Here is a 15,231-nt window from a genome sequence, read left to right on the forward strand (position 1 = left end):
GAGTCAGCGGCAGGCCACCGTATCGGTCGCCAGCGGCCAGGCCTCGACGCCGTCGGACGTGCGGACGTAGGCCGTCCTGCGGTCGTCCGTCAGCCACAGCTGTCGGCCCCGGTAGCGGTATCCGGTGTCGCGCGCGTCGGCCGGCATCCGGACGTCGCCGTCGTACGGGGCGGTGAGCAGTTCGCCCGGGAGCACGCCGTCGGGGTCGCGGACGTACTGCCGGTGGTCCTTGCTGCGGCCCATCCCGAGGAAGTGCACCTGCTCCCAGTCGCAGTGCTCCGCGCCGGCGTAGCTGCTGAGTGTGGTGGTCGGGATCCGCTTCCCGTTCCGGTCGGTCCAGATCTCCTCGTCGCCGGAGTCGGTGACGCTTGCGGGGAGTTCTGCGGGGTCGCAGGAGGCGTTGGTCTCCGGGCCCCAACCCGGCCTGTCCTTCTGGTCCTTGGCGACGACGACCGCCACCTTCGTCCGGCCGCCGACGTCGTACGAGTACAGGACGCGGTCGGACTCCTCGCGCTCGACGCGGAATCCCGAGTGCGGGGCCGGCCGCTCGAAGAGGTCGAAGTAGAGCCGCAGCCCGTCCTCGGGCGTGTCACCGCCGTCCCGTCTGCTCCACCCGTCGGGTCCGCCGCCCCAGGAGATCTCGCCGTCGCACTCCAGCGCCCGGCCCGCGGCGCCCGAGGCGAGGAGCAGGGCCTGCGGGGTGTCCTCGTCCAGCTCCCTGGTGGCGATGTGGAGCGGGCCGCTGTACGGGGTCGCCGCCGGCCCGTAGTCGATGATCACGTCGTCCTCGCCCCCTTCCCCGGCCCCGCATCCCACGGCCGTCACCAGCGCCGTCAGCGCCACCGCCATGAACCCCTTGCGCATACCCGTCCCCGTTCCACCGGCCGTTTCCTGCACCCCTGCGACGCCGCAGCGGCCCAAAACGTTCAGCGGGCCGCCTGGAACGTCCTGCGGTACGCCTGCGGGGAGACTCCGATGGCCGCGTGCAGGTGCTGGCGCAGCGAGGCGCCGGTGGCGAAGCCGACCCGGCCGGCGATCTGGTCGACGGAGAGGTCGCTGGCCTCCAGCAGCTGCCGGGCGTGCACCACGCGCTGCTGGATCAGCCAGCGGCCGGGGCTCAGACCCACCTCGTCGTGGAAGCGGCGGGCGAAGGTGCGCAGGCTCATCCGGGCGTGTGCGGCGAGCTCGGCCAGGGCGAGCGGCTGGTCGAGGCGTTCCAGGGCCCAGGCGCGGGTGGCCGCCGTGCTCGCCGCGCCGGCCTCGGGCACCGGCTGTTCGATGTACTGGGCCTGGCCGCCGTCGCGGTACGGCGGCACGACACAGCGGCGGGCCACCTTGTTGGCGAGTTCATGGCCGTGGTCCTTGCGCACCAGGTGCAGGCAGACGTCGACGCCGGAGGCCGCGCCGGCCGAGGTCAGCACCCGGCCGTCGTCGACGAAGAGGACGTCCGGGTCGAGCTCGACCCGGGGATACATACGGCGGAAGCGGTCGGTGACATGCCAGTGGGTGGTGGCCCGGCGGCCGTCGAGGAGACCGGCCGCGGCGAGGACGAACGCGGCGGTGCAGATGGAGACGATGCGGGCGTCCGGGCGGATGCGGGCGAGGGCCTCGGCGACGCCGTCCGGCAGCTCCTCGGCCACCCACTCGTGGGCGACCGGCGCGATCACGACCGTGTCGGCGCTCTCCAGCACTTCCGGTCCGTGCTCGACGCCGATGGTGAAGTCGGCGTTGGTGCGCACCGGCTCGCCGTCGACCGTGCAGGTCAGCACCTCGTAGTGATCGTCGGCCGCGCCGAGGATGCGGCTCGGGATGCCCAGCTCGAAGGGGTAGACGCCGCCGAGGGCGAGGACGACGACCCGGTGCTTCGCTGCGATTGTCACCATGGCACGATCTTATCGAAGGTTGGCAATCATGCCATTTCCTGCTGCTCCGGGGCCCGGCAGGCTGGTTGCCATGAGCACTGAGAACACCATGCGCGCCATCGGTCAGGACACCCTCGGCGGTCCCGAGGTACTGAGGGAAGAGGAGGTCGCGCGGCCCGCGCCGCGCACCAACGAGGTACTGGTCCGGGTGCACGCCGCCGGCGTCAACCCGACCGACTGGAAGCACCGGGCCACCGGCGCCCTGCTGGGCGAACCGCCCTTCGTCCTGGGCTGGGACGTCTCCGGAACCGTCGCGGCGGTCGGCCTCGGCGTGACCGCGTTCAAGCCGGGCGACGCAGTCTTCGGCATGCTGCCGTACCCCTACGGCCACGGCTCGCACGCCGAGTTCGTGATCGCGCCGGGCCGAGCCCTGTGGCACAAGCCGACCGCGATCGACCACGTCCAGGCGGGCGCGCTGCCGCTGGTCTCGCTGACCGCCTGGCAGGCGCTGGTGGAGACCGCGGAACTGCGGGCCGGGCAGCGGGTCCTGATCCACGCGGCCGCGGGCGGCGTCGGGCATGTGGCCGTGCAGATCGCGAAGGCGCGCGGCGCGTATGTGATCGGCACGGCGAGCGCGGGCAAGCACGACTTCCTGCGGGAGATCGGCGTCGACGAGGCGATCGACTACCGGGAGACCGACTTCACCGAGGCGGTGAAGGACGTCGACGTGGTCCTGGACACCGTGGGCGGCGACATCCCGGTGCGCTCGTTGCGCGTCCTGCGTCCGGGCGGAATCGTGGTGTCGATCCTGCCGGGAGCCCGGCAGGAGTTGTTCGAGGAGGCCGAGCGGCTCGGCGTGCGGGCGACCTGGATCCTCGTGGACGCCGACCGGGCCGGGATGCGGGCGATCGCCGAGCTGGTCGAGGCGGGCGAGCTGCGCGCCACGATCGCGGGGACCTTCCCGCTGGCCGATGCCGCCGAGGCGCACAGGCTCGGCGACACCGGCCGGACCACCGGAAAGCTGGTCCTGGTCGTGGAGTAGGGCTCAGAAGGTGAGCACCGGCTTGATGGTCTTGCCCGAGGTCATGTCCTGGACCGCCTGGCCGATGTCCTCGAAGGCGTAGGCGCCGATCAGGCGGTCCAGCGGCAGCCGCCCGGCCTTGACCAGTTCGACCAGGGCCGGGATGAAGCTCTGCGTCTCGCTGTCGCCGAGGGTGAGGCCGACGACCTGCTTGCCGCCCAGCATCCCGTTGACGTCCAGGGCGACCTCGGTGCCGAAGGCCGGTGCGCCGACGATGACGAGGGTGCCGCGGGCGGCCAGCGCGTCGACGCCCTGGCGCAGGACGGCGGTGCTGCCCGTGGTCTCCACGATGCCGTCGGCGCCCTGCCCGCCGGTGATCTCCGCGATGGCCTCGCCGAGGGCGGCCTGGCCGGCGTCCACGGTGTGGGTGGCGCCCAACTCCTTGGCCAGTTCCAGGCGTTCGGCGACCCTGTCGACGGCGATGATCTTGGTGGCCGGGGTGAGCGCGGCCGCCATGACCGCCGACAGGCCCACGGCCCCGGCGCCGAGGACGACGATCGTGGAGCCGATCACCGGCTTCAGCACGTTCCAGACGGCGCCGACGCCGGTCTGCACCCCGCAGCCCAGCGGGGCGATCGACGTCAGCGGTACGTCCGGGTCGACCTTGACCAGGCTGCGCTCGTCGACCAACGCCCGCTCGGCGAAGGACGACTGGCCGAAGAAGTGGCCGCCGAGGGTCTCGCCGTCCCGGCTGATGGTGCCGGTGCCGTCGGCGCGGCGGCCGCCGATGAGGTTCAGCGGCAGCCAGGTGGCGCAGTAGGCGGGGTGGCCTCCGTGGCAGTTGCGGCAGTCGCCGCAGGACGTGAAGGACAGCACGACATGGTCGCCCGGGGCCACGCCGGTGACGGCCGAGCCGACCGCCTCCACGACGCCCGCGCCCTCGTGGCCGAGGACTCCGGGCAGCGGGAAGGGCAGCCCGCCGCTCGCCACCCCGAGGTCGGTGTGGCACAGTCCGGCCGCCACCAGGCGGACGACCGCCTCGTGCGGGGCGGGGTCGTCGAGGACGACCTCGGAGAGGGTGAAGGGTGCTCCGCCGGACTCGACGACGGCGGCGCGGGTGGTGATGGACATCGAAGGAACTCCCTTTGCTGCACAGGCTGTTCGGCGACCGCGTTCAGTCGAGCGAGACGACGACGGACTTGACCTTGGTGTACGAGGTGAGCGCCTCGGGGCCGTACTCGCGGCCGAAGCCGGAGTCCTTGACGCCGCCGAAGGGGACGGCGGGGTCGAGCATCGCCCAGTCGTTGACCCAGACGATGCCTGCCTGGAGGCGGTCGGCGACCCGGTGGGCGCGGGCCAGGTTGCCGGTCTGGACGCCCGAGGCCAGTCCGTACGGCGTGGAGTTGGCGAGGGCGATCGCCTCGTCCTCGTCGTCGAAGGGCTGGACGGTGAGGACCGGGCCGAAGATCTCCTCCTGGACGACCCGGGAGTCGTTCGCGAGGTCGGCGATGACGGTGGGCTTGTAGTAGTAGCCGCCGTCGAGGTCGAGCCGCTCGCCGCCGCAGACGATGCGGGCGCCCTCCTTGCGGGCGAGGTCGACGTACTCCTCGACCTTGCGCAGGTGCTTCTCCCCCGCCATCGGGCCCACCACGGTCTCCACCGCGCGGGGGTCGCCGACGGGCACGCCGGGGACGGCCTCGGCGAGGATGTTCAGCAGGGTGCTGTAGACCGGGCGGGCCACCAGCAGCCGCGGGCCGCCCATGCAGAACTGGCCGGTGTTGAAGACGAAGCCCTTGATGACCGCGCCGACGGCCTTCTCCAGGTCGGCGTCCTCGAAGACGAGGTGCGCCGCGTTGCCGCCGAGCTCCATCGTGACCTGCTTGAGGTTCTCCCCGGCGACGCTCGCGGCGTGCCGGCCGACCGCGGTGGAGCCGGTGAAGGCGATCTTGTCGACGCCGGGGTGCCGCAGCAGCGCCTCGCCGGCCACCGGCCCGCTGCCGGTGACGACGTTGACGACGCCGTCCGGGACGCCGGCCCGCTGGAACAGACCTGCCATGTACAGGGCGCTCAGCGGGGTCTCGTCGGCGGGCTTGTGGACGACCGTGTTGCCCGCGGCGAGGGCCGGGGCGATCTTCGAGCCGGCCAGGATCAGCGGGAAGTTGAACGGGGTGATCGCCGCGACCACGCCGATCGGGCCGCGCCTGGTGTACGCGAGGGCGTTCATCGGGACGTCGCGGTTGCCGCCCTCCAGGGAGAAGGCGAGGGTCGCGAAGTACTCGTAGTCGTTGGCGGCGTTCGTGACGTCGACCGCGTGCGCCAGGGTGATCGGCTTGCCGACGTCCAGGCTCTCGAGGCGGGCGATGTCGTCGGCCTCGGCGCGGATCAGTTCCGCGATCCTGAGCAGGATGCGGCCGCGCTCGCGGCCGCTGAGTCCGGACCAGGCGCCGGAGTCGAAGGCCGCGCGGGCCGCCCGTACCGCCGCGTCCACGTCGGCGGCGCCCGCCTCCGCGACGGTGGTGACGACCGCGCCCCGGGACGGGTCGACCACCTCGGTCCGCGCTCCGTCCGCGGCCTCGCGCCACTGTCCCCCGATGAACAGTCGACCGGGGTCGATCTCGAAGGTGGTCATCGCCACTCCTCAGCATCGTCGCCAAGATTTCAACAAACAGGATTCCTGTTGGTCCGCAGTCTCTTTACAGACAGGTTTCCTGTCAATGCTCTACGCTCGGACTCATGGCCGGCACCCAGACGAGCAACGCATCGTCCGCACCCACGCCCCACCGGGCGCCTCCGTCCCTGCTCTACATGGTGAAGCAGGTGGAACTGGTCGTGCGATCCCATCTGGACGAGTTGGTCAAACCGTCCGGGATCACCGCACTGCAGTACACGGCGCTCACCGTACTGGAGCGGCACGACGGACTGTCGGCGGCTCAGCTGGCCCGGGACTCCTTCGTCACGGCCCAGTCCATCGCCGATCTGGTGCGCTCCCTGGAGGGGCGCGGCCTGATCCGCCGCGAGCGCAATCCGCGCAACCGGCGCGAGCTGCTGATCCTGCTGACCGACGAGGGGCGCGAGCTGCTCGACCGGCACGCGGGGCCGGTGCGGGAGCTGGAGGAACGCATGATAGGGGGGCTCACGGTCCACCAGTCGGAGCAGTTCCGCACAGCTCTCTCCAAGGCATGGCAAGCACTCTCCTAGCACCCCCCGACCGCCCCTCGCCGACCGCCCTCCCCCCTTCGTTCGCAGGGCGAAAAAACTCGGCCAGAGTCGGTTGCATTTCGAAGACATATGTCAATCGAACATGCTGGAATTCACTCCATCGGGGGTAACTTGCTGGTGCGGGGAACTGCTATGCGCTCCCCGGCCGTTGGAGGCTCCCGACCGGTGGAGCGGGTTGGAGGCGATGTCGTCGTGCAGCAGGAACCCGCACCGGACACCCCGCATCTGCGCATTCGCCAGGACCGGGGGTACACGGTGCTCGAGTTCCACGGCGAGATCGACATCGTCGCGGCGACGGAGATCGGCCCGCGCCTCGACGACGCGACCGTCGGCCCGGCGCCGCGGATCGTGATCGACCTGACCCGGATCGAGTTCTTCGACTGCTCCGGGCTGCGCCTGCTGTACCGGGCGCGCCGCCGGGTCCTCGACCGCGGCGGGCATCTGCATCTGGTCTGCGCCCATCCGCTCACCCTGCGCATCCTGCGGGCCACCGGGCTGTACCGGCTGCTGCCGCCCGCCACGACGCTGGACGCGGCCCTGGAACAGCCCGAGGCCACGTCCGGCACGTTATGACGGCGCCCCGAAGCGCTGCCCGACGATCCCCGGTGAACCGCCCGAACCGCTCTCCACTCCTTCCCGGCTATTCGCTGCGCGCCGCGTCGAACAGGGCGCTGACCGACTCACCGTTGTGAATACGGCGCACGGCCTCGGCGAGGGCGGGGGCGATGGACAGGATCCGCAGCTTGTCGGTGTGCTCCTCGGCGGGCACCGGCACGGTGTTGGTGCATACGATCTCCAGCACGTCGCTCTGCTCGCTGAGCCGTTTGAGGGCGCCGGCCGCGAACAGCCCGTGCGTGCAGGCCACCCGTATCGAACGCGGCTCCAGCTCCCGCAGCCGGTCGAGAAGTTCGAGGACGGTGCTGCCCTTGGCGATCTCGTCGTCGAGGACGATGACGTCCCGCCCGGTGACCTCGCCGATCACCGCGCTGATGCTGACCCGGTCGTCGGCGTACCGCTGCTTGGCGCCCGCCGCCACCTGGGCGCCGATCATCCGGGCGAAGGCCGCGGCCTCCTTGGCGTTGCCGAGGTCCGGTGAGACGACCGTGGTGCGGGTGAGGTCGTAGCGGCGGAAGTGCGCGGCCAGTTCCCGGTGGGCGTGCAGATGATCGACGGGCATCGAGAAGAAGCCGTGCACCTGGGGCGAGTGCAGGGTCATCGCGAGCACGCGGTGCACGCCGGCCGCCGCCATCAGGTCGGCGACCAGGCGTCCGCCCAGGGAGATCCGGGGCGCGTCCTTCTTGTCGGAGCGCGCGTAGGAATAGTGCGGCATGACGACGGTGATCCGGCCCGCCGACGCCCCCCGGGCCGCGTCGCACATCAGCAGCAGCTCCACGAGGTGCTCCTGCACGGGCTTGACCAGGGGCTGGACGAGGAAGACGTCCCGTTCCCGGCAATTGGCCTGGAGCTGGACCTCCAGGCAGTCGTTGGCGAACCGGCTGAGGCGGGTGGGGCTCAGGGGCACGCCGAGGTGGGCACAGACCTCGGCTGCCAGCTCGGGGTGGGCACTACCGCTGAACACGGAGATGTCTCGCACGATCGGCTCCTCGCTGATCATGTCCGGCTGGGGCGGGATCTCTCATGCTACGGACCACGCCCGTTTTGCCCACCCTCAGGAGTACCCAGAAGCGGCCAGAAGTGGCCAGAAGTGCCCGATAGTGGCCAGGAGTGCTCCGGAGTGGCCAAAAGTGCTCAGGCGTGCCCTGGCGTGCTCCGGCGCCCCTCAGGTCCCGGGAAGGCCGGTGACGACCGTCCGCCACATCCGCGGCCCCTCCTGTCACAGGTTGTCAACAGGGCGGTCTGACAACGGAATTGGCGGGCATCCGGTCAGTAGGAAGGGGGACCGTCTGGATGACGACTTCCACAGAGCCCACCAAGACCGCCAAGCCCGTCGGGCGCCGAGTCGGCCGGATGCCCGGCTGGGCCAAGGTGCTCACCGCCGTCGTGGTCGTGCTCATCGTGATGTTCGCCGGGATCCGGCTCAGCCTGCTGCCGGGACTGCGCGACTTCTTCGGCACCGAGACCCATGACCGCTCCGGCCCCGCACTGCTCAAGTCCATCCAGGACATGAGCCGTTACGACGCCGCCTCCGGCAACTTCCAGGTCGTGGTCGATCTGGAGAAGGACGCCAAGTACCTCCCCGACGCGCTCCGCGGCACCCGCACCCTGTACGTCGGGGCGGGCACCGTGGACGCCTTCGTCGACCTCGGCAAGGTCGGCGACAAGGACGTGACGGTCGACGCCGACCGCACCTCCGCCACGCTCCGGCTGCCGCACGCCCAGCTCGGCACGCCGGCGCTCGACCCCGACCGCTCCTACGCGGTCTCCAAGCAGCGCGGTCTCCTCGACCGCCTCGGCGACCTCTTCTCGGACAACCCCAACGGTGAGCAGGCCGTGCAGAAACTCGCGGTCAGGCACATCGGGGACGCGGCGAAGGAGAGCGAGCTGACCACGCGCGCCGAGTCCAACACCACCGACATGCTCCAGGGCCTGCTGCACTCCCTCGGCTTCAAGGAGGTGAAGGTGGCCTACGGCCCCTGATCCCCGCTCGCCTTGTCACGCAGGGAAGTTGAAGACTGGAGGACCGCATGGCCCGTACCGCCCTACGTCCGCTCACCGCGTTCCGTCTGCGCACCGCCAGGACCGAAAAGCCCGCCGCGCCGAAGGAACCGCCGAAGGGGAGCGGGAAGCCTGCCGCACCGACGAAGGCGGCGAAGACGGCCAAGACGGCGAAGACGGCGAAGACGTCAAGGGCGGCGAAGGCGGCACCGGCAGCGCCGGCGAAGAAGGGGGCCAAGTCGGCCAAGGCGTCGGCTGCCGAGCGGCGGCCGCTGCCGTTCCCGCTGCGGCTGCTGGCGATGCTGTTCGCCTTCGCGTTCATGGTGGCGTTCGCCGTCGTGCTCGCCCGGGTCACCCTGGAGCCGTCGCCCGCCTCCGAGGCGCTCATACACTCCAACCTGCGTCCGGGCGACTCGCTGCGGGCCTATCTGGACCAGCCGGAACTGCGCGACGCCGTGAAGCAGATCGGCGGGAACCTGCTGCTCGGCGTGCCCTTCGGGGTCCTGGTGCCGGTCATGGCGCCCCGGGCGCGCGGGCTGCTGCGGGTGCTGCTGCTGACCGCGGCCGTCATGCTGTCGGTGGAGCTCGCCCAGGGCGCGCTGGTCACCGGGCGCGCCTTCGACATCGACGACGTCATCCTCAACACCACGGGCGCGCTGATCGGTTACCTGCTGCTGGGCCGCAGGGTGAGCCGTGCGGTGCACGCGCGGGACAAGCGCCGGTGACGGGGGCGGCTCAGTGCGGGGTCCAGGTGTAGCGGTCCCCGCCCACCCACCGCACGACATCGGGGTCGTCGAGGTCATGGACCGTGATGCCGTGGGCGGCGGCTATGACGAGGACGTCGGTCACTTCCCTCGCCTCGCCGACCACCTCGGCGTCGATTTCCACGATGCGGAACGGAGCGGGGGCCGGCTGCACCCCCAGCACGATGATCCGCGGGTGGGACACACGGAGGTTCGCGATTTCGCTCATGCCATAGAGGGTAAAGCGGAACTGTTCTGGACGAATCACCGGGTGTCCACTGAAACCGGCAGGGGCCGAACGTCCGTCGTGCGGTCCGGTCACGGGTGGGGAACGCTGGAGCCAGGAGGTGGCGATGGATCCCGTCGAGGCCCTGGACCGGATCGCCTTCCTGCTGGAGCGGTCCCTGGCGCCGACCTACCGTGTGCGCGCCTTCCGCACCGCGTCCCGGGTGCTGGCGCGGCTGCCCGCGGCGGAGGTCGAGCAGCGGGCGGCGGCCGGGACGCTGGAGTCGCTCAAGGGCGTGGGCCCGAAGACCGCGCAGGTGGCGCGTGAGGCACTCGCCGGCCGGACGCCGGCCTACCTGGAGAAGCTGGAGGGCGGCGAGGCGGGCCTGCCGCTGACGGACGGCGCCGGGACCCGGCTCCGGGCGCTGCTGCGCGGGGACTGCCATGTCCACTCCGACTGGTCGGACGGCGGCAGCCCCATCGAGGAGATGGGCCGGACGGCGGCCGCACTCGGCCACGAGTGGGCCGCGCTCACCGACCACTCGCCCCGGCTGACGGTGGCCCGCGGGCTCTCTCCCGAGCGGCTGCGTCGGCAACTGGACGTGGTCGAGGAACTCAACGCGACCTGGGCGCCGTTCCGGCTGCTGACCGGCATCGAGTGCGACATCCTCGACGACGGGTCGCTGGACCAGGAGCCGGAGCTGCTGGAGCGGCTCGACGTGGTCGTCGTGTCCGTGCACTCCAAGCTGCGCATGGAGGCCCGTGCGATGACCCGCCGCATGGTGAAAGCGGTGCGCGATCCGCATGCCGACATCCTCGGCCACTGCACCGGGCGGCTGCTGAGCGGACGGCCGGAGTCGCAGTTCGACGCGGACGAGGTGTTCGCGGCGTGCGCCGAGTCCGGTACGGCCGTGGAGATCAACAGCCGGCCCGAGCGGCTCGACCCGCCGCGCCGGCTGCTGCGCCGGGCCGTGGCGGCGGGGGTGCTGTTCTCGGTCGACACCGACGCGCACGCGCCCGGCCAGCTGGACTGGCAGGTCCTGGGCTGCGCGCGGGCCGAGGAGTGCGGGGTGCCCGCGGAACGGATCGTGACCGCCTGGCCGCTGGCGGATCTGCTGACCTGGACGAGCGAGGCGTGACGCGGACGGTGACACACTCGGTGACGCCCAGGCGCCGCGCCCGGTGACGCGCCCGGTGACGCGCCCGGCGATGCACTCGGTGACGCACTTCACCGCGTGGTGCGGCGGGCCCGGGAACACTCATAGGTAGTTCATCGTTGAACCGAGTGTGGGTGCGGATGGCACAGTGTCCCGCGGGTGCCGACCCCCGAAGACCGCCCCGACCGTGATTCCCCCGTTGCGGTCGGGGCTTTCCCCTGCCCGCCCGTCGCGCTTGACTTCGAGAGCACTCCAATTCGTAGCGTTGTGGACATGAACAACAGCGCCATGGACAGCAGCGACACCGCACAGCACAAGATCGGCTCGGGCTTCGGCGCCACGAGCACCGCCGACGACGTCCTGCAGGGCATCGACCTGACCGGGAAGCTGGCCGTCGTCACGGGCGGCTACTCCGGCCTCGGACTGGAGACGACCCGCGCGCTGGTCAAGGCCGGCGCCCGTGTCGTCGTCCCCGCACGCCGCCCGGCGGCCGCCCGCGAGAACCTCGCCGGCCTCGACGGCGTCGAGACGGACGAGCTGGACCTCGGCGACCAGGAGAGCGTGCGCGCCTTCGCCGACCGGTTCCTCGCCTCGGGCCGGACCATCGACTTCCTCATCGGCAGCGCCGGGATCATGGCCTGCCCCGAGACCCGGGTCGGCCCCGGCTGGGAGGCGCAGTTCGCCACCAACCACCTCGGGCACTTCGCCCTCGTGAACCGGCTGTGGCCCGCGATCGAGCCCGGCGGCGCCCGGATCGTCTCCGTCTCCTCGCGGGCCCACCACTTCGCCGGCATGCGCTGGGACGACGTCCAGTGGCGCGAGGGCTACGACAAGTGGGCGGCGTACGGGCAGGCCAAGACGGCGAACGTGCTGTTCGCCGTCCACCTCGACAGGCTGGCCCGGGACCGGGGCGTACGGGCCTTCGCCCTGCACCCCGGCGGCATCATCACGCCCCTCCAGCGGCACCTCCCGAAGCAGGAGATGGTGGAGCGCGGCTGGATCGACGAGAACGGCAACGTGCTCAACCCCGAGGGCTTCAAGTCCCCGGAGCAGGGCGCGGCCACCCAGGTGTGGGCGGCGACCTCGCCGCAGCTGGCCCGGATGGGCGGCGTCTACCTGGAGGACTGCGACATCGCCGAGCCGGCCTCGGCGGACGACGCCACGGCCGGCGTCAAGGCCTGGGCGAAGGACCCGGAGCAGGCGGCACGCCTATGGGAGCTGTCCGCCGAACTGACAGGCGTGAACGCGTTCCCCGCGAAGGGATAGCCCGCAGGCCGCCGGGCCGCCAGGCCACGGGCCGCCAGGCCACGGGCCGCCAGGCCACCGGGGCGCCAGGCCACCGGGCCGCCGGACCGCCGGGGCTTCAGGCCGCCAGGCCACCGGGCCGCCGGGCCGCCGGACCGTCGGAGCTTCAGGCCGCCAGGCCACCGGGCCGCCGGACCGCCGGGGCTTCAGGGCGGCGGGGCGGCGGGGCTTCAGGGCGTCGGGGCGGCGATCTCGTCCAGCGCTGCCAGGAGTTCCGGGTCGACCGTCTCCTGCAGCCAGCGGTCGTGGTCCGCGCCGCTCGCCCGGGGGATCGTCTCGACGAGCATGATCAGGTAGAGGTAGGCGCGGTAGAGGGCGAGGCGCAGCCGGGCCGGCCGGTCGAAGGCGGCCCGGCCTCCGGCGTCGCGGTAGCCCCCGAGGAAGGCTTCGTCCTTTCTGATGTCCCCCAGCAGCGCCAGCGAGACGAAGTCCGCGAGGGGGTCGCCCCAGAACATGCGTTCGCCGTCGATGAGGCCCCCGATCCGGGGCCTTCCGTCGGCGTGGCGGTCCACCAGGACGTTGCCCTGCCACAGGTCGAAGTGGACCAGCCGGGGGACGGTGACCTCGTCGAGGGCGTCGTAGGCGGTCCGGGCGACGGCGGCCACCTCGTCGACGGGCCGGGGCAGTCGGGCGCCGTGCCAGCGGGCGTCGTCGAGGATGCCGTCGAACATCGTCGTGAACGCGGTGCGCCAGTCGGGGGCGAGCGGGCCGAACGCGCCGGAGGGGTAGCCGAAGCCGGGCCCGGTGACCTGATGCAGCCGGGCGACCTGACGGCCCAGCTCGGCACGCAGCTCGCTCTGTTCGACGGCGTCGAGCGAGCTGTCCCAGGGGGTGCCGGGGCACGCCGTCATCAGCAGCAGCCGCCCGTCGACGGCCACGACCTGCGGCGCCGGCACCTCGGCCGCGGCCGCCCCACGGCAGAACTCCGCCTCCCCGATCAGCAGTCGGCTCTCGTAGCGCAGGCCCGGCGCGGTGGGCGCGACCTTCAGCACATAGCGGCTGCCGTCCGTCAGACGGAGTTCCTCGACGGTGTTGTACGTGCCGCCGGTGAGCGGACGCACACGGGCCAGCCGGTCGGGCGGGACGGCCGCCGTCGCCAGCACCTGCCTGGCCCGTTCCCAGGAGTCGGTCGAGTCGGTCGAGTCGGTCGAGTCGGTCGAATCGGTCGAGTCCCTCGAGTCCGTCACCGTGTGCCCACCCTTCTCCGGTCCGCCAGGAGCGCGATCACCGTAGAGGGTACGGACGACGGCCGGGTGGCGGGAATGCGATACCGGTCGGCGGATTATGCGTACCGGACCCGGTCGCGCCCGGTCTAGGTTCGGCTCATGGCAGAGATCAGCTTCCGGGCGGCCGACGACTGCGCCCTGCACGCCACCACCGTCGGAGCAGGTCCGGCCCTCGTCCTGATGCACGCCGGCGGCCCCGACCACAGGAGCATGCTTCCGCTGGCCGAGCGGCTCGCCGACCGCTGGACGGTCGTGCTCCCCGACCTGCGGGGCTACGGCCGTTCGGTCTGCACCGACCCGGCCCGCCACACCTGGGCCCAGTACACCGACGACGTGATCCGGCTCCTGGACCGCCTGGACCTGCCCGGCGCCGTGCTCGCCGGGGCGGGCCTGGGCTCCACGATCACGCTGCGGACGGCCGCCGCACACCCGGACCGGGTCCGGGCCGCCGTGCTGATCGGCGTCGAGGACATCGAGGACGACGCGGCGAAGGAGGCCGAGATCCGCTTCCTGGACGCGTTCGCCGCCCGGGTCGCGGCCGACGGGATCGAGGCGGGCTGGGAGCCGATCCTCGCCGGCTTCCCGCCCGTCGTCGGGGACATGGTGCGCGACGCTATCCCCCGCTCGGACCCCGCCAGCATCGTGGCCGCGGCCGCCATCGGCCATGACCGCTCCTTCCGGGGCGTCGAGGAACTCGCCGCGATCACCGCGCCGACCCTCGTCTTCCCCGGCGCCGACCCACGTCACCCCACCGCCCTCGCCGAGGCGGCCGCCGCCGTCCTCCCGCACGGGCGACTGGCCACGATCGCGATCGGCAACGACCTCCGGACCGCCGAGGACCTCGCCCACGCCCTCGCCCCCGCCGTCCGCGAGTTCCTCGCAGGCGTCGCGTGAGGCGCCCTGACTAGGCTGACCGAATGACCGCTGCCTCCACCGTGCTGTCCATCGCCCTGGACGAGACCTCGGAGCCCGACTTGCGTCCGCTGCCCGCGGAGGTGGCGGCGCTGCTGGCCGAGGTCGGTGCGCAGCCCCGGCTGGTGGCTCACCTCCGGGCCGTCCACGATGTCGCGGACCGGCTCGTCGGCTGGATCGGGGCGCACTGTCCGGCGGCGGCCGTGGACCGGGAGGCGGTGCTGTTCGGTGCGGCCACGCACGACATCGGCAAGACCCTGCACCCGGGCGAGCTGTCCGGCCCCGGCGCCCGGCACGAGGAGGCCGGCCGGGAACTCCTGCTGGCCCACGGCGTGCGCCCCGATCTCGCGCGGTTCGCCGGGACCCACGCCTCCTGGACGGCCCCCGACGTCGCCCTGCCGGACCTGTTGGTGAGCCTGGCCGACAAGGTCTGGAAGAACAAACGGGTGGCCGACCTGGAGGACCTGGTCGTGGCGGAGCTCTCGCGGGCCGGCGGTCGGCCGGTGTGGCAGGAGTTCCTCGATCTCGACGAGTTCCTCACCGGCCTCGGCGAGGACGCGGACCTCCGGCTGGCCTGGCAGGCGGCGCACTCCGTCCACGGCTGAGCGGGCCGGACCTGCGCCGCGGCCCGCTCGTCCGCGACGTGGCCGCCCGGCCAGGGCCTGTCCGGCGGAGCAGGGCGCAGGAAAGCGGCGGTGCCTGAACAGCACGGCGTCTGCGGCAGGACCGGCCGGGCAGGCCCGGGTGGCCGGTGCCAGGACCGAGGCCGCCGGAGGCGTTCGGCCGACCCGCGGGCCGCGCCGCCGCACCCGGTGCCGGTGGACCGGCGGCCCTACCCGGTGCCGGTGGGCCGGCGGCCCTACCCGGTGCCGGCGGGCCGGCGGCCGCACCCGGTGCCGGTGGGCCGGCGGCCCTACCCGGTGCCGGCGGGCCGGCGGCCGCACC

General features: G+C 72.4%; 16 protein-coding genes. 9 read left to right on the plus strand and 7 right to left on the minus strand.

The annotated features are described in order from the left end of the window. Nucleotides 1–3 precede the first annotated feature (3 nt). Both ACWD4O_RS20820 and ACWD4O_RS20825 read right to left on the minus strand, forming a co-directional pair. A complete protein-coding gene (locus tag ACWD4O_RS20820) occupies nucleotides 4–864 on the minus strand; it encodes a hypothetical protein (protein ID WP_451281682.1) in 861 nt (286 codons plus the stop codon). A 62-nt stretch (nucleotides 865–926) separates the two neighbouring features. After that, nucleotides 927–1,883 carry a GlxA family transcriptional regulator gene (locus ACWD4O_RS20825; RefSeq protein WP_451281684.1) on the minus strand — a complete coding sequence of 319 codons (957 nt, stop codon included), beginning with the start codon at nucleotides 1,881–1,883 and terminating at the stop codon, nucleotides 927–929. A gap of 70 nt (nucleotides 1,884–1,953) precedes the next feature. Between ACWD4O_RS20825 and ACWD4O_RS20830 the strand changes: the two genes are divergently transcribed. Continuing rightward, on the plus strand, nucleotides 1,954–2,904 hold the full coding sequence (locus ACWD4O_RS20830; protein WP_451281686.1) for an NADP-dependent oxidoreductase: 951 nt from the start codon (nucleotides 1,954–1,956) through the stop codon (nucleotides 2,902–2,904). A 3-nt stretch (nucleotides 2,905–2,907) separates the two neighbouring features. Here the strand turns inward: ACWD4O_RS20830 and ACWD4O_RS20835 are convergent, their stop codons facing one another. Next, nucleotides 2,908–4,014, minus strand: coding sequence for an NAD(P)-dependent alcohol dehydrogenase (locus ACWD4O_RS20835; protein ID WP_451281688.1), 1,107 nt, complete (start codon nucleotides 4,012–4,014; stop codon nucleotides 2,908–2,910). Nucleotides 4,015–4,057: 43 nt separating this feature from the next. After that, nucleotides 4,058–5,512, minus strand: coding sequence for an aldehyde dehydrogenase family protein (locus tag ACWD4O_RS20840; RefSeq protein WP_451281690.1), 1,455 nt, complete (start codon nucleotides 5,510–5,512; stop codon nucleotides 4,058–4,060). Nucleotides 5,513–5,688: 176 nt separating this feature from the next. Here ACWD4O_RS20840 and ACWD4O_RS20845 point away from each other — a divergent pair, with 176 nt between their 5' ends. Further along, entirely contained in the window at nucleotides 5,689–6,081 is a 393-nt protein-coding gene (locus ACWD4O_RS20845; RefSeq protein WP_451281737.1) for a MarR family winged helix-turn-helix transcriptional regulator, read from the plus strand. Between the two features lie 153 nt (nucleotides 6,082–6,234). After that, the gene (locus ACWD4O_RS20850) at nucleotides 6,235–6,675 is read left to right on the plus strand and encodes an anti-sigma factor antagonist (RefSeq protein WP_451281692.1); all 441 of its coding nucleotides are present in this window, start codon (nucleotides 6,235–6,237) and stop codon (nucleotides 6,673–6,675) included. A 67-nt stretch (nucleotides 6,676–6,742) separates the two neighbouring features. Here ACWD4O_RS20850 and ACWD4O_RS20855 read toward each other — a convergent pair whose 3' ends face one another. Further along, a complete protein-coding gene (locus tag ACWD4O_RS20855) occupies nucleotides 6,743–7,696 on the minus strand; it encodes a ribose-phosphate diphosphokinase (RefSeq protein WP_451281694.1) in 954 nt (317 codons plus the stop codon). A gap of 314 nt (nucleotides 7,697–8,010) precedes the next feature. Between ACWD4O_RS20855 and ACWD4O_RS20860 the strand changes: the two genes are divergently transcribed. Continuing rightward, nucleotides 8,011–8,700 carry a DUF4230 domain-containing protein gene (locus ACWD4O_RS20860; RefSeq protein ID WP_451281696.1) on the plus strand — a complete coding sequence of 230 codons (690 nt, stop codon included), beginning with the start codon at nucleotides 8,011–8,013 and terminating at the stop codon, nucleotides 8,698–8,700. 47 nt (nucleotides 8,701–8,747) lie between these two features. Further along, entirely contained in the window at nucleotides 8,748–9,443 is a 696-nt protein-coding gene (locus ACWD4O_RS20865; protein WP_451281698.1) for a VanZ family protein, read from the plus strand. A 10-nt stretch (nucleotides 9,444–9,453) separates the two neighbouring features. Here ACWD4O_RS20865 and ACWD4O_RS20870 read toward each other — a convergent pair whose 3' ends face one another. Further along, the gene (locus ACWD4O_RS20870) at nucleotides 9,454–9,690 is read right to left on the minus strand and encodes a hypothetical protein (RefSeq protein ID WP_363169094.1); all 237 of its coding nucleotides are present in this window, start codon (nucleotides 9,688–9,690) and stop codon (nucleotides 9,454–9,456) included. Nucleotides 9,691–9,814: 124 nt separating this feature from the next. On the opposite strand from ACWD4O_RS20870, the gene ACWD4O_RS20875 reads away from it, so the two are divergent. Continuing rightward, nucleotides 9,815–10,825 carry a PHP domain-containing protein gene (locus tag ACWD4O_RS20875; protein WP_451281700.1) on the plus strand — a complete coding sequence of 337 codons (1,011 nt, stop codon included), beginning with the start codon at nucleotides 9,815–9,817 and terminating at the stop codon, nucleotides 10,823–10,825. A 291-nt stretch (nucleotides 10,826–11,116) separates the two neighbouring features. After that, nucleotides 11,117–12,109, plus strand: a complete 993-nt coding sequence (locus ACWD4O_RS20880) for an SDR family NAD(P)-dependent oxidoreductase (protein WP_451281702.1) — start codon at nucleotides 11,117–11,119, stop codon at nucleotides 12,107–12,109. 209 nt (nucleotides 12,110–12,318) lie between these two features. On the opposite strand, the gene ACWD4O_RS20885 is transcribed toward ACWD4O_RS20880, so the two are convergent. After that, nucleotides 12,319–13,335: a phosphotransferase family protein gene (locus tag ACWD4O_RS20885; protein ID WP_451281704.1), complete on the minus strand. Its 1,017-nt coding sequence runs from the start codon at nucleotides 13,333–13,335 to the stop codon at nucleotides 12,319–12,321. Nucleotides 13,336–13,473: 138 nt separating this feature from the next. Between ACWD4O_RS20885 and ACWD4O_RS20890 the strand changes: the two genes are divergently transcribed. Continuing rightward, nucleotides 13,474–14,268: an alpha/beta fold hydrolase gene (locus tag ACWD4O_RS20890; protein WP_451281706.1), complete on the plus strand. Its 795-nt coding sequence runs from the start codon at nucleotides 13,474–13,476 to the stop codon at nucleotides 14,266–14,268. A gap of 23 nt (nucleotides 14,269–14,291) precedes the next feature. After that, entirely contained in the window at nucleotides 14,292–14,891 is a 600-nt protein-coding gene (locus tag ACWD4O_RS20895) for an HD domain-containing protein (protein WP_451281708.1), read from the plus strand. Nucleotides 14,892–15,231: the final 340 nt, after the last annotated feature.

The sequence above is a fragment of the Streptomyces sp. NPDC002623 genome (assembly GCF_053592635.1).